General features: G+C 67.4%; 18 protein-coding genes and 2 pseudogenes. 14 read left to right on the forward strand and 6 right to left on the reverse strand.

Annotation, left to right across the window (positions count from 1 at the left end; translation table 11 throughout):
• Positions 1-386 precede the first annotated feature (386 nt).
• From guaB to tadA, 6 genes are all read left to right on the forward strand, one after another.
• Entirely contained in the window at positions 387-1,856 is a 1,470-nt protein-coding gene (gene guaB / locus DMX10_RS24535) for an IMP dehydrogenase (protein ID WP_111263549.1), read from the forward strand.
• Positions 1,857-1,968: 112 nt separating this feature from the next.
• On the forward strand, positions 1,969-3,549 hold the full coding sequence (gene guaA, locus DMX10_RS24540) for a glutamine-hydrolyzing GMP synthase (protein WP_111263550.1): 1,581 nt from the start codon (positions 1,969-1,971) through the stop codon (positions 3,547-3,549).
• Positions 3,550-3,729: 180 nt separating this feature from the next.
• Positions 3,730-4,749: an extracellular solute-binding protein gene (locus DMX10_RS24545; protein ID WP_111263551.1), complete on the forward strand. Its 1,020-nt coding sequence runs from the start codon at positions 3,730-3,732 to the stop codon at positions 4,747-4,749.
• The gene (locus DMX10_RS24550) at positions 4,749-6,329 is read left to right on the forward strand and encodes an iron ABC transporter permease (protein ID WP_111263552.1); all 1,581 of its coding nucleotides are present in this window, start codon (positions 4,749-4,751) and stop codon (positions 6,327-6,329) included. The genes DMX10_RS24545 and DMX10_RS24550 overlap by 1 nt, the downstream gene beginning before the upstream one ends.
• Before the next feature lie 168 nt (positions 6,330-6,497).
• A complete protein-coding gene (locus DMX10_RS24555; protein WP_111263553.1) occupies positions 6,498-7,862 on the forward strand; it encodes a multicopper oxidase family protein in 1,365 nt (454 codons plus the stop codon).
• 1 nt (position 7,863) lies between these two features.
• Positions 7,864-8,349: a tRNA adenosine(34) deaminase TadA gene (gene tadA, locus DMX10_RS24560; RefSeq protein ID WP_111263554.1), complete on the forward strand. Its 486-nt coding sequence runs from the start codon at positions 7,864-7,866 to the stop codon at positions 8,347-8,349.
• Between the two features lie 18 nt (positions 8,350-8,367).
• On the opposite strand, the gene mltF is transcribed toward tadA, so the two are convergent.
• Positions 8,368-9,825 carry a membrane-bound lytic murein transglycosylase MltF gene (gene mltF / locus DMX10_RS24565; RefSeq protein ID WP_111263555.1) on the reverse strand — a complete coding sequence of 486 codons (1,458 nt, stop codon included), beginning with the start codon at positions 9,823-9,825 and terminating at the stop codon, positions 8,368-8,370.
• Between the two features lie 223 nt (positions 9,826-10,048).
• Between mltF and purL the strand changes: the two genes are divergently transcribed.
• From purL to DMX10_RS24580, 3 genes are all read left to right on the forward strand, one after another.
• Entirely contained in the window at positions 10,049-13,945 is a 3,897-nt protein-coding gene (gene purL, locus DMX10_RS24570; RefSeq protein WP_111263556.1) for a phosphoribosylformylglycinamidine synthase, read from the forward strand.
• Complete coding sequence (locus tag DMX10_RS24575) at positions 13,923-14,237, forward strand: CDGSH iron-sulfur domain-containing protein (protein ID WP_111263557.1); 315 nt, start codon at positions 13,923-13,925, stop codon at positions 14,235-14,237. The genes purL and DMX10_RS24575 overlap by 23 nt, the downstream gene beginning before the upstream one ends.
• 224 nt (positions 14,238-14,461) lie before the next feature.
• A complete protein-coding gene (locus tag DMX10_RS24580; RefSeq protein WP_111263558.1) occupies positions 14,462-14,779 on the forward strand; it encodes a YqfO family protein in 318 nt (105 codons plus the stop codon).
• Between the two features lie 83 nt (positions 14,780-14,862).
• Here DMX10_RS24580 and DMX10_RS24585 read toward each other — a convergent pair whose 3' ends face one another.
• Together DMX10_RS24585 and DMX10_RS24590 are read right to left on the reverse strand one after the other, a co-directional pair.
• Positions 14,863-15,366: a murein L,D-transpeptidase family protein gene (locus DMX10_RS24585; RefSeq protein ID WP_111263559.1), complete on the reverse strand. Its 504-nt coding sequence runs from the start codon at positions 15,364-15,366 to the stop codon at positions 14,863-14,865.
• 40 nt (positions 15,367-15,406) lie between these two features.
• Complete coding sequence (locus tag DMX10_RS24590; RefSeq protein ID WP_111263560.1) at positions 15,407-15,961, reverse strand: NUDIX hydrolase; 555 nt, start codon at positions 15,959-15,961, stop codon at positions 15,407-15,409.
• Positions 15,962-16,117: 156 nt separating this feature from the next.
• Between DMX10_RS24590 and DMX10_RS24595 the strand changes: the two genes are divergently transcribed.
• The 5 genes from DMX10_RS24595 (at position 16,118) to DMX10_RS24615 (ending at position 19,484) form a co-directional block, all read left to right on the forward strand.
• Positions 16,118-16,720, forward strand: a complete 603-nt coding sequence (locus DMX10_RS24595) for a CoA pyrophosphatase (protein WP_111263561.1) — start codon at positions 16,118-16,120, stop codon at positions 16,718-16,720.
• A 22-nt stretch (positions 16,721-16,742) separates the two neighbouring features.
• Positions 16,743-17,267: a gamma carbonic anhydrase family protein gene (locus DMX10_RS24600; RefSeq protein WP_111263562.1), complete on the forward strand. Its 525-nt coding sequence runs from the start codon at positions 16,743-16,745 to the stop codon at positions 17,265-17,267.
• Positions 17,267-17,467 (forward strand): DUF1289 domain-containing protein, encoded by a 201-nt coding sequence (locus DMX10_RS24605; protein WP_178083005.1) that lies wholly within the window; start codon positions 17,267-17,269, stop codon positions 17,465-17,467. Before DMX10_RS24600 ends, DMX10_RS24605 begins: the two co-directional genes overlap by 1 nt.
• Before the next feature lie 62 nt (positions 17,468-17,529).
• Positions 17,530-18,711 carry a formate-dependent phosphoribosylglycinamide formyltransferase gene (gene purT, locus DMX10_RS24610; protein ID WP_111263564.1) on the forward strand — a complete coding sequence of 394 codons (1,182 nt, stop codon included), beginning with the start codon at positions 17,530-17,532 and terminating at the stop codon, positions 18,709-18,711.
• A complete protein-coding gene (locus DMX10_RS24615) occupies positions 18,708-19,484 on the forward strand; it encodes an SGNH/GDSL hydrolase family protein (protein ID WP_111263565.1) in 777 nt (258 codons plus the stop codon). Before purT ends, DMX10_RS24615 begins: the two co-directional genes overlap by 4 nt.
• Before the next feature lie 4 nt (positions 19,485-19,488).
• Here the strand turns inward: DMX10_RS24615 and DMX10_RS24620 are convergent.
• The 3 genes and pseudogenes from DMX10_RS24620 to DMX10_RS24630 all read right to left on the reverse strand — a co-directional run bounded on the left by DMX10_RS24620 (position 19,489) and on the right by DMX10_RS24630 (position 22,714).
• A pseudogene (locus DMX10_RS24620) lies at positions 19,489-20,802 on the reverse strand (MFS transporter).
• Between the two features lie 288 nt (positions 20,803-21,090).
• Positions 21,091-21,753 (reverse strand): annotated as a pseudogene (locus DMX10_RS24625) (transporter associated domain-containing protein); the annotation flags it as partial.
• 160 nt (positions 21,754-21,913) lie between these two features.
• On the reverse strand, positions 21,914-22,714 hold the full coding sequence (locus tag DMX10_RS24630) for an inner membrane protein YpjD (RefSeq protein ID WP_111263567.1): 801 nt from the start codon (positions 22,712-22,714) through the stop codon (positions 21,914-21,916).
• Between the last annotated feature and the right edge of the window lie 53 nt (positions 22,715-22,767).

Here is a 22,767-nt window from a genome sequence, read left to right on the forward strand (position 1 = left end):
GAGCCTGGCAGGGTGGGGCGGTCGCGGATCGCCGGTGCTGCGCTTGCGGCGGAACCAGGCACGGCCGTTGCGTTGCCCAGGGGGATCGGCCAGCGTCGAGTCGGCGGGTGGCGGATGGAGGGCAAGGGGCTGGCGCATGGTTCCCACTCTTTATTCTTGTCGTTATCGGCGTCGGCGAATGCGCCCCGCCTGGGGCGCAGCGTCACGACGGAGTATCGGAAGGCCCGGCGCGGCGCCGCTATCCTGCAGATGCGGGATGGCACTCCATCGGAAAGGGTGGTACGGCAGTGAAGAAGGTGAGGCCGAGGGTAACGGTTTCATTGAGCGCGCCATCACAGCTGAGATATAATGCCGCGCTTCCAATTTTCCCGCCTGGGAGCCCCGCCATGCTGCGCATCAGCCAAGAAGCCCTCACCTTCGACGACGTACTCCTGATCCCGGGGTATTCCGAGGTCCTGCCGAAGGACGTCAGCCTCAAGACCCGCCTGACGCGCGGCATCGAACTGAACATCCCCCTGCTGTCCGCCGCGATGGATACCGTGACCGAAGCCCGCCTGGCCATCGCCATGGCGCAGGAAGGCGGCATCGGCATCATCCACAAGAACATGACCATCGAGCAGCAGGCTGCCGAGGTCCGCAAGGTGAAGAAGTTCGAGGCCGGCGTGGTCAAGGACCCGATCACCATCGAGGCCGACGCCACCGTGCGCGACCTGTTCGAGCTGACCCGCCAGCACAACATCTCCGGTGTACCGGTGCTGTCCAACGGTGATCTGGTGGGCATCGTCACCTCCCGTGACGTGCGCTTCGAGAACCGCCTGGACGCCCGCGTCCGCGAGGTGATGACGCCCAAGGAGCGGCTCGTCACCGTCAAGGAAGGCGCCGACAAGAACACTGTCCGCGAGCTGCTGCACAAGCACCGCATCGAGAAGGTCCTGATCGTCGACGACGCCTTCAGCCTGAAGGGCATGATGACCGTCAAGGACATCGAGAAGGCCAAGGCCTACCCGCTGGCCAGCAAGGACGACCAGGGTCGCCTGCGCGTCGGCGCCGCCGTCGGCACCGGTGCCGATACCGGTGATCGCGTCACCGCGCTGGTCAACGCCGGTGTCGACGTGATCATCGTCGACACCGCCCACGGCCACTCCAAGGGCGTGATCGACCGCGTCCGCTGGGTCAAGCAGACCTTCCCCGAGGTGCAGGTGATCGGCGGCAACATCGCCACCGGCGAGGCGGCCAAGGCCCTGGCCGAAGCCGGCGCCGATGCGGTCAAGGTCGGTATCGGCCCGGGCTCCATCTGCACCACCCGCATCGTCGCGGGCGTCGGCGTGCCGCAGATCTCCGCGGTCGCCAACGTCGCCGCCGCCCTGGCCGGTACCGGCGTCCCGCTGATCGCCGATGGCGGCATCCGCTTCTCCGGTGACCTGTCCAAGGCCATCGTCGCCGGCGCCTCCGCGGTGATGATCGGCTCCATGCTGGCCGGTACCGAAGAGGCGCCGGGCGAGGTCGAGCTGTTCCAGGGCCGTTCCTACAAGGCCTACCGCGGCATGGGTTCGCTGGGTGCGATGGCCCAGGCCCAGGGTTCTTCCGACCGCTACTTCCAGGACTCCTCCGCCGGTGCCGAGAAGCTCGTCCCGGAAGGCATCGAAGGCCGCGTGCCCTACAAGGGCGCCATGTCCGCGATCGTCCACCAGCTGATGGGCGGCCTGCGCGCCTCCATGGGCTACACCGGCTGCGCCACCATCGAGGAGATGCGCACCAAGCCGGAATTCGTGCGCATCACCGGGGCCGGCATGGCCGAGTCCCATGTGCATGACGTGCAGATCACCAAGGAAGCGCCCAACTACCGCGTAGGTTAAGGGGCCGCGTAACAGGTGCCGGAAGCTGGAAGCTGGAGGACGGAAGCATGACTTTCGCCCTGCACTTCCAGCTTCCGGCTTTCCGCTTCAAGCTCTTTCCGAAGGAAAGCTCATGGCTCATCAAGATATCCACGCCCACCGCATCCTGATCCTCGACTTCGGCTCCCAGTACACCCAGCTGATCGCCCGTCGCGTGCGCGAGATCGGCGTGTACTGCGAGATCCACCCGTTCGACATGGAAAACGATGCCATCCGCGCCTTCGCGCCCAAGGGCATCATCCTGGCCGGCGGCCCGGAGTCGGTGCACGAGGCCAACAGCCCGCGCGCCCCGCAGGCGGTGTTCGATCTCGACGTTCCGCTGTTCGGCATCTGCTATGGCATGCAGACCATGGCCGAGCAGCTCGGCGGCAAGGTGCAGGGTTCCGACCTGCGTGAGTTCGGCTATGCCCGTGTCGACGTGGTCGGCAAGGCCCGCCTGCTCGACGGCATCGAGGACCATGTCGACGCGGACGGCGTGCTGGGCCTGGACGTGTGGATGAGCCACGGCGACAAGGTCACCGCCATGCCCGAGGGCTTCCACATCCTCGCCAGCACCCCGAGCTGCCCGATCGCCGCCATGGCCGATGACGCGCGTGCCTACTACGGCGTGCAGTTCCACCCGGAAGTGACCCACACCAAGCAGGGCGGTCGCATCCTCTCCCGCTTCGTGCTGGACATCTGCGGCTGCGAAGCCCTGTGGACCCCTTCCAACATCGTCAACGACGCCATCGCCACCGTGCGCGCCCAGGTGGGCAGCAACAAGGTGCTGCTGGGCCTGTCCGGCGGTGTCGACTCCTCCGTGGTCGCAGCCCTGCTGCACAAGGCCATCGGCGACCAGCTGACCTGCGTCTTCGTCGACAACGGCCTGCTGCGCCTGCACGAGGGTGACCAGGTGATGGCCATGTTCGCCGAGAACATGGGCGTCAAGGTGATCCGCGCCAACGCCGAGGAACTGTTCCTGGGCCGCCTGGCCGGTGTCTCCGACCCGGAAGAGAAGCGCAAGATCATCGGTCGCACCTTCATCCAGGTGTTCGACGAGGAAGCCACCAAGCTCAAGGACGTGAAGTTCCTCGCCCAGGGCACCATCTACCCGGACGTGATCGAGTCGGCCGGCGCGAAGACCGGCAAGGCCCACGTGATCAAGTCCCACCACAACGTCGGTGGCCTGCCGGAAGACATGCAGTTCGAGCTGGTCGAGCCGCTGCGCGAGCTGTTCAAGGACGAGGTGCGCAAGATCGGCCTCGAACTGGGCCTGCCCTACGACATGGTCTACCGCCACCCGTTCCCGGGCCCGGGCCTGGGCGTGCGCATCCTCGGCGAGGTGAAGAAGGAGTACGCCGACCTGCTACGCCGCGCGGACCACATCTTCATCGAGGAGCTGCGTGCCTTCGACTGGTACCACAAGACCAGCCAGGCCTTCGTGGTGTTCCAGCCGGTGAAATCGGTCGGCGTGGTCGGTGACGGCCGTCGCTACGCCTGGGTCGTCGCCCTGCGTGCCGTGGAAACCATCGACTTCATGACCGCGCGCTGGGCGCACCTGCCCTACGAGCTGCTGGAGAAGGTCTCCAACCGCATCATCAACGAGATCGAAGGCATCTCCCGCGTCACCTACGACGTGTCGAGCAAGCCGCCGGCGACCATCGAGTGGGAATGACGGCGCGCGCCTGAAGGCCAGCGTCGGAGGCGCGGACCGCATGCGGTCCGCGCCTTTTTCATATCTGCCCCGGCTTCCTCTCATCTGCCGCAGCAACCTGTCGCAGCCTTTTCTTGAGAATGAAGCGCAGTTGGTCCGTATAATCGTTTCCGATTATTGCTGAGTTGATAGGAGTGGCTTATGTCGGCACGTCTCGTAACTGCGTTGGCCCGCGCCTGCGGCGCGGGTGTTCTGTCCCTCGGCCTGCTGCTGCCCCTGGCGGCTCGGGCCGACGACGCAGTGACCCTGACTCTGTACAACGGGCAGCACGAAGCGACCGGCAAGGCCGTCGCCGAGGCCTTCACCAAAGCCACCGGCATCCAGGTGCGCATCCGCAAGGGCGGTGGTGGCCAGTTGGCCAACCAGATCGCCGAGGAGGGCGAGCGCTCGCCCGCCGACATCATCTACACCGAAGAGGCACCGCCGCTGATCAAGCTGGCCGGCCAGGGCCTGCTGGCCAAGGTGGACGACAGTGCCCTGAAGCAGGTCGAGCCGCAGTTCGCCGACCCCGCCGGCAACTGGATCGGCGTCACCTCGCGCGTGCGCGTGCTGGCCTACAACCCCGAGGAGCTGGGCGACCAGCCCCTGCCGCAGAGCGTGCTCGAGGTGGCCGACCCGGAGTGGAGCGGCAAGATCGCCTTCGTGCCCAGCAGCGGTGAGTTCCTCGGCCAGGTGGCCGCCATCATCAAGCTCCAGGGCCGCGAGAAGGCCGAGGAGTGGTTGACCGGCCTCAAGGCCTTCGGCTCCACCTACACCAACAACGTCATCGCCATGAAGGCGGTGGAGAACGGCGAAGTCGCCGCCGCACTGATCAACAGCTACTACTGGATGGCCCTGAAGAAAGAGAAGGGCGAGCTCAAGAGCAAGCTGCACTACTTCGCCGACGGCGATGCCGGCGGCCTGGCCAGCGTGTCCGGCGTGGCGGTGGTGAAGGCCAGCAAGCACCCGAAGGAGGCCCAGCAGTTCGTCGCCTTCATGCTCAGCGAAGAGGGCCAGAAGGCCATCCTCAGCCAGTCCGCCGAGTACCCGGTGAACCAGAAGGTGCCGGCCGACCCGCTGCTCAAGCCCTATGACCAGCTGCGCCCGCCCAAGCTCACCGCCGCCGACATCGGCCTGGCGGAAGACGCCCTTGAGCTGGAGCGCGAGGTCGGGCTGAACTGATGCAATCCGAAGTCCTGGACCCGGCCCTGGCGGCCTCGGCGTCGAAACCCCTCGGCCGCCGTCGCCGCACCCCGCCCATCTGGCTGCAGGTGCCGGTCCTGGCATTGCTGCTGGTCGCCGCGCTGCCCCTGTTCTACGTCGCCGTGCGCAGCTGGGAGTCCGGCTGGCACACCGCCTGGCAACTGCTGTGGCGCCCTTTCGTGTTCCACCTGCTGGCCAACACCATGAAGCTGATGGTGCTGGTGACCGCCGGTTGCGTGCTGCTCGGCCTGGCGCTGGCCTGGTTGGTGGAACGCAGCGACCTGCGCTGGCGCCGCCAGTGGAACGTGCTGCTGTGCCTGCCGTTCGCGATCCCGGCCTTCGTCGCCGGCTTCTCGTGGATTTCCATCAGCCCGGTGTTCGAAGGCCTCGGCGGCACGGCGCTGGTGATGATCCTGTCCAAGTACCCGCTGATCTACCTGCCGGTGGTGGCGACCCTGCGCAACCTCGACCCGGCGCTGGAAGAGTCCGCGCGCATGCTCGGCTACACCCGGCGCCAGGTGTTCTGGCGGGTGACCCTGCCGCTGCTGCGGCCGACCCTGATGGGCACCGGGCTGCTGGTGGCGCTGCACATGCTGGTGGAGTTCGGCGCGCCGTCGATCATGCGCTACCAGACCTTCACCACCGCCATCTACCAGCAGTTCGAGCTGGAATTCAGCAACGCCAACGCGGCGATGCTCTCGGCGCTGCTGCTGGCCCTGTGCATGCTGATGATGGGCATGGAGCTGCGCCTGCGCGGGCGCGGCTTCGCCCGCACCGGGCAAGGCGTGGCGCGGCGTACCGCGCCGGTGCGCTTGGGGCTGTGGGACTGGCCGATCCAGGCGCTGCTGGTGGCACTGGTGGTGGTCGGCTCGGGCACGCCGCTGGCCATGCTCGGCTTCTGGATCCACGAGGGCAGCTCGGCCGCCTTCCCGCTGATGGACATCCTGCGCACCCTGGGGTCGTCGCTGTACCTGTCCTTCGGCGGCGCGCTGATCAGTTGCCTGCTGGCATTGCCGGTGGGGCTGGTGGTGGTGCGCTACCACGGGCGCCTGGCGCGCCTGGCCGAGCGCCTGCCTTTCCTGCTGCACGCGTTGCCGGGGCTGGTGATCGCGCTGTCCCTGGTGTTCTTCGCCCTGGGGTATGCGCCGGCGCTCTACCAGACCACGCTGCTGCTGCTGGTGGCCTATGCCTTGCTGTTCATGCCGATGGCCCAGTCGCCCATCCGCGTGGCGCTGGAAAAGGCCTCGCCGCAGCTGGAGGAGGCCGCGCGCACCCTCGGCCAGACGCCGTTCCGGGCCTTCCTGCGGGTGACCCTGCCGATCATCTTCCCGGCCATAGGCGCCGGCTTCGTGCTGGTGTTCCTCGATTGCATGAAGGAGCTGACGGCCACCCTGATCCTCGGCCCGACCGGCCTGGACACCCTGGCCACCGCCGTCTGGTCGCACACTGCCAACCTGGAGTACGCCGCCGCCGCGCCCTATGCCGCGCTGATCGTGCTGGTGTCCGGGCTGCCGGTGTACCTGCTGACCACCCGCGCCTACCTGGGGCGCAACCGCTAGGCGGCTGTGGCATCTGGCCACGGCCCGGCGCTGCCCTGATGCAAGGGGGCTGTGCCAGAATGTGCCACCCGTGAGCCGGCCCATGCAGGCCGGCCTTCCTGTCGCCGCAGAGCGACAACGCACCGCCTGATGGCCCCGCGAAGCATTACTCACAGGAGCCTGGATTCCGTGTCATTCACCCGCAGACAGATTCTCGGCGGCCTGGTCGGCCTCGGCGTGGTCGGCCTGGGCGCCGGCGGCACCCGCTATTGGCTGGGCCGCAACCTCGATGCCAAGACCCACGACTACGAGCTGATCGCAGCGCCCCTGGACCTGGAACTGGTGTCCGGCCACGTCACCCCGGCCTGGGCCTATGGCGGCCAGGCGCCGGGCGTGGAGCTGCGTTCACGCCAGGGCGACTGGCTGCGCGTGCGCTTCATCAACAAGCTCGACGAGCCCACCACCGTCCACTGGCACGGCATCCGCCTGCCTCTGGAGATGGACGGCGTGCCCTACGTCTCGCAGCTGCCGGTGCTGCCGGGCGAATACTTCGACTACCGCTTCCGCACCGATGACGCCGGCAGCTTCTGGTACCACCCGCACCTGTCCAGCGCCGAGCAGCTGGGGCGCGGCCTGGTCGGCCCGCTGATAGTCGAGGAGCGCGAGCCCAGCGGCTTTCGTCACGAGCGCGTGCTCAGCCTGAAGACCTGGCACGTGGACGAGGAGGGCGCCTTCACCCAGTTCAGCGTGCCCCGCGAGGCGGCCCGCGAAGGCACCCGTGGGCGCCTGACCACCATCAACGGCACGCCGGCACCGACCCTGGAGCTGCCCGCCGGGCAGGTGGTGCGCCTGCGCCTGCTGAACCTCGACAGCACCATCACCTACCGCCTCAACATGCCGGGCGCGGAGGTGCGCATCTATTCGCTGGACGGCCACCCCATCGCACCGCGCGAGCTGGGCAAGGAGTATTGGCTTGGCCCGGGCATGCGCATCGAGCTGGCGCTCAAGGTGCCCGCCGCCGGCCAGGAACTGCCGCTGCGCAACGGGCCGCTGCGCCTGGCGACGCTGAAAAGCATCGCCACCGAGGAGGCCGCCGGCGACTGGCCGCCCGCGCTGCCGGCCAACCCGGTGCCGGAGCCGGACCTGGAAAAGGCCGAGACCCTCAGCTTCAAGTTCGAATGGGCCGCGACCCTGACCAGCGCCGCCGGCCGGCCGAGCAACTACTGGCAGATCAACGGCAAGGCCTGGGACATCCAGGACAAGACCTGCGCCGACCGCCCCATCGCCACATTGAAGAAGGGCGGCCACTACATCTTCGAGCTGCGCAACATGGCCCAGTACCTGCACCCGATCCACCTGCACGGCATGGCTTTCAAGGTGATCGGCTCGGACCGCAAGGACATCATTCCCTACTTCACCGACACCTACCTGCTGGGCAAGAACGAGACCGCGCGCATCGCCCTGGTGGCCGATAACCCCGGCGTGTGGATGTTCCATTGCCACGTCATCGACCACATGGAGACCGGCCTGATGGCCGCGATCGAGGTGGCCTGAGATGCGCCAGCCGATGATCGTCGACCGCAGCCGTGACGAGGACTTCATGCGTGAGGCCCTGGCCCTCGCCGCACAAGGCGCGGCCCTAGGCGAGGTGCCGGTCGGCGCCGTGCTGGTGCAGGACGGCCAGGTGATCGGGCGCGGCTTCAATTGCCCGATTTCCCGGCACGATCCCAGTGCCCACGCCGAGATGGTCGCCATCCGCGATGCGGCGCTGGCGCTGGAAAACTATCGCCTGGTGGGCAGTACGCTGTACGTGACCCTGGAGCCCTGCAGCATGTGCGCCGGGCTCATCGTCCATTCACGCGTGGCGCGCGTGGTCTATGGCGCCACCGAGCCCAAGGCGGGGGTGGCGATCAGCCGTGGCCAGTTCTTCACCCAGGACTTCCTCAACCACCGGGTGCTGGTGGAGGGCGGGGTACTGGCGGGGGAGTGCGGCGCGATCCTCAGCGAGTTCTTCAAGGCGCGGCGTTCGCCGAAGGGCTGAACGCCGCGCCGTACGCTGTCAGAGCGGCGGGGTGTCTTCGCTGGGCTTGCGCTTGTCGATGCCGGGGACGTGCAGGTTGCTTTCGGCCACCTGCGAGCCTTCCATCTGCGGCTGGGTCACCCAGGTGAGGATGTCGTAGTAGCGGCGGATGTTCTGCACGAAGTGCACGGTTTCGCCGCCACGGGCATAGCCGTAGCGGGTCTTGCGGTACCACTGCTTCTGCGACAGGCGCGGCAGCATCTGCTTCACGTCCAGCCACTTGTTCGGGTTCAGGCCCTCGGCCTCGGCCAGCTTGCGCGCGTCCCCCAGGTGGGCGATGCCGATGTTGTAGGCGGCCAGGGCGAACCAGGTGCGGTCCGGCTCCAGCAGCTCATCGGCCAGGCCCTGCTTGATCATGCCGAAGTACTTGCTGCCGCCGACGATGCTCTGCTTGGGGTCCAGGCGGTTGGCCACGCCCATGGCCTTGGCGGTGTCCTGGGTCAGCATCATCAGGCCGCGCACACCGGTCTTGGAGGTGGCGGTCGGTTGCCAGAGGGATTCCTGGTAGCCGATGGCGGCCAGCAGGCGCCAGTCCACCTGGTTGTCCTGGGAGGCCTGGCGGAAGTGCTGCTCGTACTTGGGCAGGCGCTGCTGCAGGTGCTTGGCGAAGGTGTAGGCGCCGACGTAGCCGAGTACGTCGACATGGCCGTAGTAGCGATCCTTGAGGCGCTGCAGGGTGCCGTTTTCCTTGGCCTTGTCGAGGAAGCCGTTGACCTCGCCGAGCAGGCTGTCGTCCTCGCCGGGCGCGACGGCCCAGGCCAGGTTGCTGGCGTCGCCCAGGTCGAAGGCGACGCGCACGTTGGGGAAGTAGACCTGGTTCATCGCCAGTTCGTTGGAGTCCACCAGGGTCAGGTCGATCTGCCCTTCGTCGACCATGCGCAGCAGGTCGACGATCTCGACTTCGTCGGACTCCTCGTACTTCAGCTCCGGGTACTGCACCTTGAGCGCGGCCAGTTGCTCGGCATGGCTGCTGCCCTTGAGCACCAGGATGCGCTGGCCGACGAGGTCTTCCGGGCGGGTAGGGCGGCGCTCGCCATTGCGGTAGATGACCTGCGGCGTGACTTCCAGGTATGGGTGGGAGAAGCGCGACTCGTGCTGGCGCGCATCGCTGGCGACGAGGCCGGCGGCGGCGAGCACCGGGCCGTTGGCCTGGCCGAGGCGGGCGAAGAGGTCGTCGAGGTTGTCGGCTGTCTCGATCTGCAGCTCGACGCCCAGGTCATCGGCGAAGCGTTTCACCAGTTCGTACTCGAAGCCGGTTTCGCCGTTGCGGTCCTGGAAATAGGTGGCCGGGCTGTTGCGGGTGACCACGCGTAGCACACCCTCCTCCTGAATGCGCTCGAGGGTGGACGGCTGTTTGCAGCCTCCGAGCAGCAGGAGGATTCCGGTCGCCAATAGCCAGAAGGCACGACGCTTGCGGAACACGGGTGGGGTGAACATCGGCGCAGTATACGCAAACCCCGATCCTTGCCATATCTCGACAGTGGAAATCTTCTCTGCTAGCCGCAGGCCCCCGGGGGTGGGCGTTTGCGGCCGATGCGCGCTCGCCCTGCCGCTCCTCGGAAGGCCGCTTCGAGCGGTACGGCACGGGTGCCGGAATCAGGTGCTTTGCGCTAGAATGCACGGCCTCTAAGCACACCCCTTCCCAGAGGCTGTCCAGAAGATGTTGATCCTGCGCGGTGCCCCCGCCCTTTCCGCCTTTCGCCACGGCAAACTGCTCGAGCAACTGACCCAGAAGGTTCCCGCCGTCACCGGTCTCTACGCCGAGTTCGCCCACTTTGCCGAAGTCACCGGCGTTCTTACCGCCGACGAGGAAAAGGTCCTGGCGCGCCTGCTCAAGTACGGGCCCAGCGTCCCGGTGCAGGAGCCGTCCGGCCGCCTGTTCCTGGTCCTGCCGCGCTTGGGCACCATCTCGCCCTGGTCGAGCAAGGCAACCGACATCGCCCGCAACTGCGGCCTGGCCAAGATCGAGCGCATCGAGCGCGGCATCGCCTACTACGTCGCCGGCCAGTTCTCCGACACCGAGGCGCAACTGATCGCCAGCGCGCTGCACGACCGCATGACCCAGCTGGTGCTGGGCGCCCTGGAAGAGGCCTCCGGCCTGTTCAGCCACGCGCAGCCCAAGGCGCTGACCGTGGTCGACATCCTCGGCGGTGGCCGCGATGCCCTGGCCCGCGCCAACGTCGAGCTGGGCCTGGCCCTGGCCGATGACGAGATCGACTACCTGGTGAAGAGCTTCAACGAGATGGGGCGCAACCCCCATGACGTCGAGCTGATGATGTTCGCCCAGGCCAACTCCGAGCACTGCCGCCACAAGATCTTCAACGCCAGCTGGGACATCGACGGCCAGGCGCAGGAGAAGAGCCTGTTCGGCATGATCAAGAACACCTACGAGATGAACCGCGAAGGCGTGCTGTCCGCCTACAAGGACAACGCGTCGGTCATCGAGGGCTTCACCGCCGGGCGCTTCTTCCCCAACCCGGAGACCCGCCAGTACGGGGCGACCGAGGAGCCGGTGCACATCCTGATGAAGGTGGAGACCCACAACCACCCGACCGCCATCGCTCCCTTCCCCGGTGCTTCCACCGGCTCCGGCGGCGAGATCCGCGACGAAGGTGCCACCGGTCGTGGCGCCAAGCCCAAGGCGGGCCTGACCGGGTTCACCGTCTCCAACCTGCAGATCCCCGGTTTCGAGCAGCCCTGGGAGAAGCCCTACGGCAAGCCCGAGCGCATCGTCACCGCGCTGGACATCATGATCGAGGGCCCGCTGGGCGGCGCCGCGTTCAACAACGAGTTCGGACGTCCCGCGCTGAACGGCTACTTCCGTACCTTCGAGCAGGCCATCGACACCCCCCACGGTGAAGAAGTGCGCGGCTACCACAAGCCGATCATGCTCGCCGGCGGCATGGGCAACATCCGCGCCGAGCACGTGCAGAAAGGCGAGATCTCGGTCGGCGCCAAGCTGATCGTCCTCGGTGGCCCGGCCATGCTCATCGGCCTGGGCGGTGGCGCCGCTTCCTCCATGGCCACCGGTGCCAGCTCCGCCGACCTGGACTTCGCCTCCGTCCAGCGCGACAACCCGGAAATGGAGCGCCGTTGCCAGGAAGTGATCGACCGTTGCTGGCAGCTGGGTGCCGAGAACCCCATCAAGTTCATCCATGACGTGGGTGCCGGCGGCATCTCCAACGCCCTGCCGGAACTGATCAACGACGGTGGCCGTGGCGGCCGTTTCGAACTGCGCGCCGTGCCCAACGACGAGCCGGGCATGAGCCCGCTGGAAATCTGGTGCAACGAGTCCCAGGAACGCTACGTGATGTCGGTGGACGCCGCCGACTTCGAGCGCTTCAAGGCCATCTGCGAACGTGAGCGCTGCCCCTTCGCGGTGGTCGGCGAGGCCATCGAGGAGCCGCACCTGACCGTCGCCGACAGCCACTTCGGCAACAAGCCGGTGGACATGCCGCTCAACGTCCTGCTGGGCAAGCCGCCGCGCATGCACCGCAGCGTGACCCGCGAAGCCGAGCAGGGCGATGACTTCGATGCCGCCAGCGTCGACATCGCCGACGCGGTCAGCCGTGTGCTGCACCACCCGGCCGTGGCCAGCAAGAGCTTCCTGATCACCATCGGCGACCGCACCATCACCGGCCTCGTGGCTCGCGACCAGATGGTCGGCCCGTGGCAGGTGCCGGTGGCCGACTGCGCCGTCACCGCCACCAGCTTCGACGTCTACACCGGCGAGGCGATGGCCATGGGCGAGCGCACCCCGCTGGCCCTGCTGGACGCCCCGGCCTCGGGCCGCATGGCGGTGGGCGAGACCATCACCAACCTGGCGGCGGCACGCATCGAGAAGATTTCCGACATCCGCCTGTCCGCCAACTGGATGGCCGCCGCTGGCCACCCGGGCGAGGACGCGCGCCTGTATGACACGGTCAAGGCCGTGGGCATGGAGCTGTGCCCGGCGCTGGGCATCACCATCCCGGTGGGCAAGGACTCCATGTCGATGAAGACCCGCTGGCAGGACGAGGGCGTGGACAAGTCCGTGACCTCGCCGCTGTCCCTGGTGATCTCCGGCTTCGCCCCGGTGCAGGACGTACGCCGCACCCTCAACCCGCAACTGCGCCTGGACAAGGGCGAGACCGACCTGATCCTGGTCGACCTCGGCCGCGGCCAGAACCGCATGGGCGGCTCGATCCTCGCGCAGACCTACGCCAAGCTCGGCCAGGCCGTGCCGGACGTCGACGATGCCGAAGACCTCAAGGCCTTCTTTGCCGTGATCCAGGGCCTGAACCAGGACGGCCTGCTGCTGGCCTACCATGACCGTTCCGACGGCGGCCTGCTGACCACCGTGCTGGAAATGGCCTTCGCCGGTCATTGCGGCCTCGACCTGCAGCTCGATGCCCTGGCCGATTCCGCCGACGAGCTGGCGGCCGTGCTGTTCAACGAAGAGCTGGGTGCGGTCATCCAGGTCCAGCTGGGTGCCACCGCTGAAGTGCTGGCCCAGTTCAGCGCCGCCGGCCTGGGCGACTGCGTGGCCGTCATCGGCCAGCCGGTCAACGGTGCCGACGTCGCCATCGCCTTCAACGGCGAGCCGGTGTTCGCCGGCGAGCGCCGCATGCTGCAGCGCCAGTGGACCGAGACCAGCTACCAGATCCAGCGCCTGCGCGACAACGCCGCCTGCGCCGACCAGGAGTTCGATGTCCTGCTGGACGAGGACAACCCCGGCCTGTCGGTGAAGCTCAGCTTCGACGTCAACCAGGACATCGCCGCTCCCTATATAAAGAAGGGCGCGCGTCCCAAGGTCGCCGTGCTGCGTGAGCAGGGCGTCAACGGCCAGGTCGAGATGGCGGCCGCCTTCGACCGTGCCGGCTTCGCCGCCATCGATGTGCACATGAGCGACATCCTCGCCGGCCGCGTCAGCCTGGAAGAGTTCAAGGGCCTGGTGGCCTGCGGCGGCTTCTCCTACGGTGACGTGCTCGGCGCCGGTGAGGGCTGGGCCAAGTCGGTGCTGTTCAACGCCCGTGCCCGTGACGGCTTCCAGGCCTTCTTCGAGCGCAAGGACAGCTTCGCCCTCGGCGTGTGCAACGGCTGCCAGATGATGTCCAACCTGCACGAGCTGATCCCGGGCAGCGAGTTCTGGCCGCACTTCGTGCGCAACCGCTCCGAGCAGTTCGAGGCCCGCGTGGCCATGGTCCAGGTGCAGGAGTCGGCGTCGATCTTCCTGCGTGGCATGGCCGGCTCGCGCATGCCCATCGCCATCGCCCACGGCGAAGGCCATGCCGAGTTCGAGAGCGAGGAAGCCCTGCTGGAAGCCGACCTGTCCGGTTGCGTGGCCATGCGTTTCGTCGACAACCACGGCAAGGTCACCGAGAGCTATCCGGCCAACCCGAACGGCTCGCCCCGTGGCATCACCGGCCTCACCAGCCGCGATGGTCGCGTGACCATCATGATGCCGCACCCGGAGCGCGTGTTCCGTGCCGTGCAGAACTCCTGGCGCCCCGACGAGTGGCAGGAAGACGGCGGCTGGCTGCGCATGTTCCGCAATGCCCGCGTCTGGGTCGACTGACGACGCCGGCGAGCGCCCGCTTCCGGACACGGGGGAGGGCGCTTCGCTACCGGAGGTGCGCCGGGTCGAACCCGGCGCCACCCTCCTGCTTTGCCGCTGCGGGCGCTCGCCCCGGCTTCCCGATTGCCCTTCCGACTGCCGACAGGGCCTCTCGCTTCACATCGAACGTCAGCAACTGCTCATTCTTTGCCGCTGCGGCCTATCGCGACGCTTGCCGTATTGCGATGGCAGCCACGCGCCCGCCACGCCCTCGCTGAGGGACAAGTGGCGTCGGTTCTGGCAGGGCGGCTGAGCCTGCCGCGCTCGTGGCCCGGCAACCCAATGCACCAGGGAGGGCGCTCGGGCTGGCCCCGCTTATGGCCAACTGCTCTATGGCGGCGCTGAACACTTTGACCGGTAGCCAGTCGAATGCCGGTATCGTGACGCTGGTCGCGACAAAGTATTGGCGAAGTGCCATCTTCCAGTGGCATCATCTGGCCACTAGCGTCCAGCCTGTAATTGCCTGTGGAGTGATTGATGTACAAGCTGTGCTTCTACGTTCCGGAGTCCCATCTCGAGCCCGTCAAGAAAGCGGTCTTCGCGGCGGGTGGTGGCCGAATCGGTGCCTATGACAGTTGCTGCTGGCAGAGCCTGGGCCAGGGCCAGTTCCGCCCGCTCGCCGAAGCCGATCCCTTCATCGGCGAGGTGGGCCGGGTGGAGCATGTGTCCGAGTGGAAGGTGGAGATGGTCGTTGCCGACGAGCTGATCCACGATGCCGTGCGCGCCCTCAAGCAGGCTCATCCCTACGAGACGCCGGCCTATGAGGTCTGGCGCCTGTCCGACCTGGTGTTCTGAGTCGCCCGTCTCCGCTTTCGCAGGAACCACTGAACGCAAAAAAGGCGCCCTGGGCGCCTTTTCCTGTTTGTCGCTCCGCTCCCTCAGGGGCGAATTTCGATCAGCGTGCCGTCCTTCACCAGGCTCCAGATCTCCCGCATGTCGGCGTTCTTCATGGCGATGCAGCCCTCGGTCCAGTCCAGGGTGTGGAAGTACCACTCGGGGTACTCCTCGTCCAGCGGGGTGCCGTGGATCATGATCATGCCCCCGGCGGGCACGCCCTTCTGGCGCGCCTGCAGGGAGTCGCGGGCATTGGGGTAGGAGATGTGCATCGCCAGGTTGTACTTGTCGCTGGTCTTGCGCCAGTCGATCCAGTAGAAGCCCTCGGGCGTGCGCTGGTCGCCTTCGCGCAGTTTCGGCCCCTTGGGCTGCTTGCCCAGGGAGATGCGGTAGCTCTTGAGGATGTTGCCGCGGTTCATCAGCAACAGCTTGCGCTCGGATTTGACCACCAGCACCTTGTCGATGCCCTTGCCTTCGAGGCTGGGGGCGGCGCTGGCGTGGGACAGGGAGGTAAAGCAAAAGATGAAGGCAAGGAGCAACCAGCGCATTTCTACAGCATCCCCAGAGTGTTCGAATTCGGCAGTGCGTTCAGGCTTTCTTGTAGTAGGCCTGCAAGGGTGCCAACGGCTCGTTGCGGACCGGATAGACCTGCTCGATACGGTCGGCGAAGTAGCATTCTAAGGTACGTCCGACAGTCGGAAAAGCCAGCTCGGACCAAGGGATGTCACGTTCGTGGAACAGCTTCACTTCGAGGCTTTCCTCGCCGGCGGCGAAGTCCAGGTCGACCAGCTGGGCGAGGAAGAAGGTGTAGACCTGGCTGATGTGCGGCAGGTCGAACAGGGTATAGAGCTGCAGGTCGCGTACCCGTGCGCAGGCTTCCTCGGCGGTTTCGCGGGCGGCAGCCTGCTCCATGGTTTCGCCGTTCTCCATGAAGCCGGCGGGCAGGGTCCAGTAGCCCTTGCGCGGCTCGATGGCGCGGCGGCACAGCAGCACCTGCTCGCCCCAGACCGGCACGCAACCGGCGACGATGCGCGGGTTCAGGTAATGAATGGTGTGGCATAGCTCGCAGACATGGCGCAGGCGGTTGTCGCCTTCGGGGATGCGCTGGATCACGGGGCCGCCGCACTGGCTGCAGAACTTCATCGGGAATCCTCGGGTCGAGGGCGCAATCTTGGCGCGGCCGGGGGCCCCACGGCAAGCGGGACGGGGGCTGCGAGGAGCCTCGAACCTCGGCTCGGGGGTTGGGCGGCCTGCGGGTTCGTGCCATGATGCCCGGCAGAATAAAAGCCGAGAATATCCATGTTGGATGACCTGCACCGCCGCGTGCGGAGCTATTCCCCGAAGACGCTGGTGACCGACCGCTCCTTCCCCGAGGCGGCGGTGCTGGTGCCCATCACCCGCAGCGCCGAACCCGAGCTGGTGCTCACCCTGCGCGCCAGCGGCCTGTCCACCCACGGTGGCGAGGTGGCCTTCCCGGGCGGCCGTCGCGACCCCGAGGACCGCGACCTGATCCACACCGCCCTGCGCGAGGCGGAGGAGGAGATCGGCCTGCCGCCCGGCCTGGTCGAGGTCATCGGCCCGCTCAGTACCCTGGTCTCACGCCATGGCATCCAGGTCACGCCCTATGTCGGCTTCGTGCCCGACTACGTGGAGTACAAGGCCAACGACGGCGAGATCGATTCGGTCTTCAGCGTGCCCCTGGAGTTCTTCCGCAGCGACCCGCGCGAGATGACCCACCGCATCGACTACCTCGGCCAGAGCTGGTATGTGCCGAGCTACCAGTTCGGCCGGTACAAGATCTGGGGCCTTACCGCGATCATGGTGGTGGAGCTGGTCAACCTGGTCTTCGATGCCGGCATCGAGATGCGCGAGCCGCCGGCCACCTTCGTCAAACTCAACTGAGCCCCGTTTCGAGGAGCGCCTGATGAAATACCGCTTGGGCAACGCCCGTGTCGAAACCCATCCCGACAGCTGGATCGCCCCCGACGCGACGGTGATCGGCAAGGTCCGCCTGGATGCCGGAGCCAGCGTCTGGTTCGGCGCCGTGCTGCGCGGCGACAACGAGCTGATCCACATCGGCGAGAACAGCAACGTGCAGGACGGCACCGTCATGCACACCGACATGGGGTTCGCGCTGAACATCGGCAAGGGCGTGACCATCGGCCACAACGCCATGCTCCACGGCTGCACCGTCGGCGACTACAGCCTCATCGGCATCAACGCCGTGGTTCTCAACGGCGCCAAGATCGGCAAGTACTGCATCATCGGCGCCAACGCCCTGATCCCCGAAGGCAAGGAAATCCCCGACGGCTCGCTGGTGATGGGCTCGCCCGGTAAAATAGTCCGCGAGCTGACCGAGCAGCAGAAGAAGATGCTCGAGGGCAGTGCCGCGCACTACGTGCACAACGCCCAGCGCTATGCACGGGAACTGGCCGAACAGGAAGACTGATGGAACGTGAACGCCCCGTCGCCTCGCCTTGCGTGCATGTCTGCGCGCTGGACGATGACGACATCTGCACCGGCTGCCAGCGCAGCGTCGACGAGATCACCCGCTGGGGCCGCATGGACAACACCGAGCGCCGCGAGGTGCTGGTGCGCTGCGTGGAGCGCGCGCGGGCCGCTGGCCAGTTCCTGATCCAGCCCCATTGAAGAAGTCGGCGGCCATGGGTCGCCGGCCGCGTGAATACCTTTCATCTTTCGAGGAAACACCGATGCCCCGTATTGGAACCCCGCTGTCGCCGAGCGCGACCCGTGTACTGCTTTGCGGCTCTGGCGAGCTGGGCAAGGAAGTGGTGATCGAGCTGCAGCGCCTGGGCGTCGAGGTGATCGCCGTCGACCGCTACGAGAACGCGCCGGCCATGCAGGTCGCCCATCGCAGCCACGTCATCAGCATGCTCGACGGCGAGGCCCTGCGCCGCGTCATCGAACTGGAGAAGCCGCACTACATCGTGCCGGAGATCGAGGCCATCGCCACTGCCACCCTGGTGGAGCTGGAGGCCGAAGGCTACACCGTGATCCCCACCGCGCGCGCCGCGCAGCTGACCATGAACCGCGAGGGCATCCGCCGCCTGGCGGCCGAGGAGCTGGGCCTGCCCACCTCGCCCTACCATTTTGCCGACACCTTCGAGGACTACCGCGCCGCCGTCGCCAGCGTGGGCTACCCCTGCGTGGTCAAGCCGATCATGAGCTCCTCCGGCAAGGGCCAGTCGGTGCTCAAGAGTGACGACGACCTGCAATACGCCTGGGACTACGCGCAGGAAGGCGGCCGCGCCGGCAAGGGTCGCGTGATCGTCGAGGGCTTCATCGACTTCGAATACGAAATCACCCTGCTCACCGTGCGCCATGTCGGCGGCACCACCTTCTGCGCGCCCATCGGTCATCGCCAGGTGAAGGGCGACTACCACGAGTCTTGGCAGCCCCAGGCGATGAGCCCCAAGGCCCTGGCCGAGTCCGAGCGCGTGGCCAAGGCCGTGACCGAGGCACTCGGTGGTCGCGGCCTGTTCGGCGTGGAACTGTTCGTGAAAGGCGACCAGGTGTGGTTCAGCGAGGTGTCGCCGCGCCCCCATGACACCGGCCTGGTCACCCTGATTTCCCAGGAGCTCTCCGAGTTCGCCCTGCACGCCCGCGCCATCCTCGGCCTGCCGATCCCGGTGATCCGCCAGTCCGGCCCGTCCGCCTCGGCGGTGATCCTGGTGGAAGGCAAGTCCACCGAGATGAGCTTCGGCAATCTTTCGGCCGCCCTGGCCGAGCCTGACACCGCGCTGCGCCTGTTCGGCAAGCCGGCGGTGGATGGCCAGCGCCGCCTCGGCGTGGCCCTGGCCCGCGATGAGTCCACCGACCTGGCCCGCGCCAAGGCGACCCGCGCGGCCCAGGCCGTCGACGTCAAGCTGTGAGCCGAGGGGCCGCGCTGCTGTGGTGGGCATCGGCGCTGGCGCTGATGCCCCTGGTGCTGCCCCAGGCCCTGTATACCAGGCGCACCGCCCTGCGCCTGTCTCCCGCCGCCGGTCCTGACCATGGGCTGGCGGACGCGGAGTATCCGGGCGAGCCCCTGCGCGTTTTGCTGATCGGCGAATCCACGGTCGCCGGCGTCGGCGTCTCCTGCCTGCAGCTGGCATTGCCGGGGCAGCTGGCGACGGCCCTTTCACAGCAGTTGCAGCGCCCCGTCGCCTGGCGTGCCTGCGGCGAGAACGGCATCACTGCGGGCGAGGCCTGCGAGCGCCTGCTGCCGCTGGTACGGGGCGAGCCGGTGGACCTGCTGCTGCTGGTCTTCGGCGTCAACGACACCACCCACTTCAGCTCTACCCGCGACTGGCGCGAGTCCCTGCGGCAGCTGGCGTCACCCTTCATGGAGCGTGGCACCCAGGTGGTGTTCGCTGCCGTCCCGCCGCTGCAGCACTTCAGTGCCTTGCCCTGGCTGCTGCGTCGCCTGCTGGGCTGGCGCGCGCGGCTGCTCGATGAGCAGGTGCGCACGCTGGCCGAGGAGCTGGACGCCGAGCACTGCGCCGCGTCCATCGCCATGCAGGCGGACTTCCTGGCCATGGACGGCTACCACCCGTCGCAGCTGGGGTGCCGGGTGTGGGGTGGTTTGCTGGCGGAATGGATCGTGCGGGCGGGCAGGGTGCGGCCGGCCGACTGCCGCCTCCTCGAGGAAGCGGCAGGAGCCTGAGGTTTCAGCGCACCGCGCCGAGGTCGTCGTCGCGGGTTTCCTTGAGGCAGAGCACCGCCAGCAGGCTGAGCGCTGCCGCGACCGACACGTAGCCGCCGACCCAGGACAGCCCGCCCATGGCCACCAGCTTCTGGGCGAAGAAGGGTGCGACCGACGCCCCGACGATGCCGCCGAGGTTGTAGGCCGCCGAGGCGCCGGTGTAGCGCACGTGGGTGGGGAACAGCTCCGGCAGCAGCGCTCCCATCGGGGCGAAGGTCACGCCCATCAGGAACAGTTCGATGCTGAGGAACAGGGTGACCGAGAAGGTCGAGCCCTGGGTCAGCAGTGGCTGCATGGCGAAGCCGGAGAGGATCGCCAGCGAGCAGCCCACGATCAGCACCGGCCTGCGCCCGAAACGGTCGCTCAGCCAGGCCGAGAGCGGGGTGGCTGCCGCCATGAACAGCACCGCGAAGCAGAGCATCCCGAGGAAGCTTTCGCGGCTGTAGCCGAGGCTGGCGACACCGTGGCTGAGGGAGAACACGGTGGAGATGTAGAACAGCGCGTAGCACACCACCATCGCCAGGGCGCCGAGTACGATCGGGCGCCAGTGGCTGCCGAAGGCTTCGATCACCGGCATCTTCACCCGCTCGTGCTGGGCCATGGCCTTGGCGAAGACCGGTGTTTCCGCAAGCTTCAGGCGCACATAGAGGCCGACCAGCACCAGCACCGCGCTGAGCAGGAAGGGGATGCGCCAGCCCCAGGCGCGGAACTGCTCGTCGCTCAGGCACAGGGCCAGGGTGAGGAACAGGCCGTTGGCGGCGAGGAAACCGATGGACGGGCCGAGCTGCGGGAACATGCCGAACCAGGCGCGCTTGCCGGGCGGGGCGTTCTCGGTGGCCAGCAGTGCCGCGCCACCCCACTCGCCGCCCAGCCCCAGGCCCTGGCCGAAGCGCAGCAGGCACAGCAGGATCGGTGCCCAGGCGCCGATGCTTTCATAGCCCGGCAGCACGCCGATCAGCGTAGTGGAGGCGCCCATCAGCAGCAGTGAGGCGACCAGGGTCGACTTGCGCCCGATGCGGTCGCCGAAGTGGCCGAACAGTGCCGAGCCCAGTGGCCGGGCGAGGAAGGCGATGCCGAAGGTGAGGAAGGCCGAGAGCATCTGCGCGGTGCCGGATGTCTGCGGGAAGAACACCGGGCCGATCACCAGGGCCGCAGCCGTGGCTTAGATGTAGAAGTCGTAGAACTCGATGGCGGTGCCGATGAAGCTGGCGGTGGCGACGCGGGCCGGCGAGTTGGCCGGTGGCGCGCCTGCGCTGTCGCTCAAGGTGGCGGTGGTCATCTGTGGTCCCCTGTCAGTCGTCGTGGCCGTCACGGCTCGACCTAGTCTCGTGGCTGTCGTGTTGTGCTGAGGGAAGGGGATGATACGGCGGGTCGCCGGATCAGGGGCCTTGCGGGCTGCGGACGGGCCTGTGGGGCCGTGGCAGGTGGTTCTCAGGCGGCCAGGCAGGCTGGCCGGTGGCGCGTGGGCGGGTAGCTGCGGCGGCCGGATGGGCAGGGTGGGCCCGGCCAGATTATAGAAAGCGCTGGAAAACCACGGCAAGGGGCCTTGGCCGGGGCTGCGGGAGGCTCAGGCGCGCCAGGCCAGCACGCGCTGTACGCGGTTCTCGCCGGACTGCAGGATCTCCAGGCGGTAGGGGCCTATCTTCAGGCACACGCTGGTGTCGGGGATCTGCTCCAGGGCTTCGGTGATCAGGCCGTTGAGGGTCTTGGGGCCTTCGCAGGGCAGGTGCCAGCCGAGCACGCGGTTGAGCTCGCGCAGGTGCAGGGAGCCATCCAGCTCGAAGCGGCCGTCCTCCTGGGGCTGGATCGCCGGGTTGGGTGCGAGGTCATCGAGGCTGCCGAATTCGCCGATCAGCTCCTGGAAGATGTCCTCCAGGCTGACCAGGCCGATCACGTCGCCGTATTCGTCGACCACGATGCCGACGCGGCGTTGTTCCTTCTGGAAGTTCACCAGCTGGGTGAGCAGCGGGGTGCTTTCCGGCACGAAATAGGTCTCGCGGCAAGCCGCCAGCAGGTCTTCGGCGCTGACCCCGTCCTGGGGCAACAGGCGGGCGACCTGGCGGATATGCAGGATGCCCTCGATCTGGTTGATGTCCTCGCGGTACACCGGCAGGCGTGTGTGGGTGGCGGTGCGCAACTGTTCGAGGATGCGCTCCGGCGACTGGCTGATGTCGATGCCCTGGATCTCGCTGCGCGGGACCATGATCGCGGCGATGGTGACGCGTTGCAGGGCTTCGGTCAGCGTGGCGGGCAGGCGTGGCGTCGCTTCGGGTTCGACCTGCACCGGCTGGCGGCGCCGACGCGACAGGCTCCAGGCCAGCACCGAGCCGGCGAGGCAGGCGAGCAGAAGCCCGAACAGCAGGCCGGCGAAGAATCCGTCGATGGGCATCTCAGATGTGCAGGATGAATTCGCGGACCAGCTTGCTGCCGAAGTAGGCGAGCATCAGCAGGCAGAAGCCCGCCAGGGTCCAGCGGATGGCCTTGTGTCCGCGCCAGCCCAGCTGGTGGCGGCCCCACAGCAGCACGGCGAATACCACCCAGGCGATGCATGACAGGATGGTCTTGTGGGCCAGGTGCTGGGCGAACAGGTTCTCGACGAACAGCCAGCCGGAGACCAGCGACAGCGACAGCAGGGCCCAGCCGGCCCAGAGGAAGCCGAACAGCAGGCTCTCCATGGTCTGCAGCGCCGGGAAGTTGCGGATCAGTCCGGAGGGGTGCTTGTGCTTGAGCTGGTGGTCCTGGAGCAGCAGCAGCAGCGACTGGAACACGGCGATGGTGAGCATGCCGTAGGCCAGGATCGACAAGAGGATGTGCGCCAGGATGCCCGGTTCCTCGTCGATCGCCTGCACCGTCCCGGAGGGGGCGAAGGCGGCCAGGAGCACCGTCAGCAGCCCCAGTGGCAGGAGCAGCAGGAGCAGGTTCTCCACCGGAATCCGCGAGATCGCCAGCAACGTGAGGAGGATCACGGCGGCGGCGATCAGGCTGGCGGCGTTGAAGAAGTCGAGGGTCAGGCCCACCGGGGTGATCAGCTGGATATAAAGGCTGAACGCATGGGCGACGAGTGCCAGGGCACCGAGCGACACGAGCAGGCGTTTGTCCGGCGCGGTGCGCTGGCGAAGGCGCAGGCCCTGGTAGGTGGTGGCGCCCGCGTAAAGGAAGGCAGCCAGGAGGCTGGGCAGCAGAGGGTGCATAAGTCCTTGTAAGGCAAGCCCGAAAGGCGCTGAGTGTGGCACAGATGGGGGCG

It is taken from the genome of Pseudomonas sp. 57B-090624, from assembly GCF_003234055.1.
In the GTDB taxonomy this organism is placed as follows: Bacteria; Pseudomonadota; Gammaproteobacteria; order Pseudomonadales; family Pseudomonadaceae; genus Metapseudomonas; species Metapseudomonas tohonis.

Excerpts from the sequence above, each read along its gene's own strand:
- guaB (WP_111263549.1), top strand. The coding sequence starts at position 387 with ATGCTGCGCATCAGCCAAGAAGCCCTCACCTTCGACGACGTACTCCTG.
- DMX10_RS24630 (WP_111263567.1), bottom strand. The coding sequence starts at position 22,714 with ATGCACCCTCTGCTGCCCAGCCTCCTGGCTGCCTTCCTTTACGCGGGC.
- DMX10_RS24550 (WP_111263552.1), top strand. The coding sequence starts at position 4,749 with ATGCAATCCGAAGTCCTGGACCCGGCCCTGGCGGCCTCGGCGTCGAAA.
- purT (WP_111263564.1), top strand. The coding sequence starts at position 17,530 with ATGCCCCGTATTGGAACCCCGCTGTCGCCGAGCGCGACCCGTGTACTG.
- DMX10_RS24605 (WP_178083005.1), top strand. The coding sequence starts at position 17,267 with ATGGAACGTGAACGCCCCGTCGCCTCGCCTTGCGTGCATGTCTGCGCG.
- guaA (WP_111263550.1), top strand. The coding sequence starts at position 1,969 with ATGGCTCATCAAGATATCCACGCCCACCGCATCCTGATCCTCGACTTC.
- purL (WP_111263556.1), top strand. The coding sequence starts at position 10,049 with ATGTTGATCCTGCGCGGTGCCCCCGCCCTTTCCGCCTTTCGCCACGGC.
- DMX10_RS24600 (WP_111263562.1), top strand. The coding sequence starts at position 16,743 with ATGAAATACCGCTTGGGCAACGCCCGTGTCGAAACCCATCCCGACAGC.
- mltF (WP_111263555.1), bottom strand. The coding sequence starts at position 9,825 with ATGTTCACCCCACCCGTGTTCCGCAAGCGTCGTGCCTTCTGGCTATTG.
- tadA (WP_111263554.1), top strand. The coding sequence starts at position 7,864 with ATGCGCCAGCCGATGATCGTCGACCGCAGCCGTGACGAGGACTTCATG.
- DMX10_RS24545 (WP_111263551.1), top strand. The coding sequence starts at position 3,730 with ATGTCGGCACGTCTCGTAACTGCGTTGGCCCGCGCCTGCGGCGCGGGT.
- DMX10_RS24580 (WP_111263558.1), top strand. The coding sequence starts at position 14,462 with ATGTACAAGCTGTGCTTCTACGTTCCGGAGTCCCATCTCGAGCCCGTC.
- DMX10_RS24575 (WP_111263557.1), top strand. The coding sequence starts at position 13,923 with ATGCCCGCGTCTGGGTCGACTGACGACGCCGGCGAGCGCCCGCTTCCG.
- DMX10_RS24595 (WP_111263561.1), top strand. The coding sequence starts at position 16,118 with ATGTTGGATGACCTGCACCGCCGCGTGCGGAGCTATTCCCCGAAGACG.
- DMX10_RS24590 (WP_111263560.1), bottom strand. The coding sequence starts at position 15,961 with ATGAAGTTCTGCAGCCAGTGCGGCGGCCCCGTGATCCAGCGCATCCCC.
- DMX10_RS24585 (WP_111263559.1), bottom strand. The coding sequence starts at position 15,366 with ATGCGCTGGTTGCTCCTTGCCTTCATCTTTTGCTTTACCTCCCTGTCC.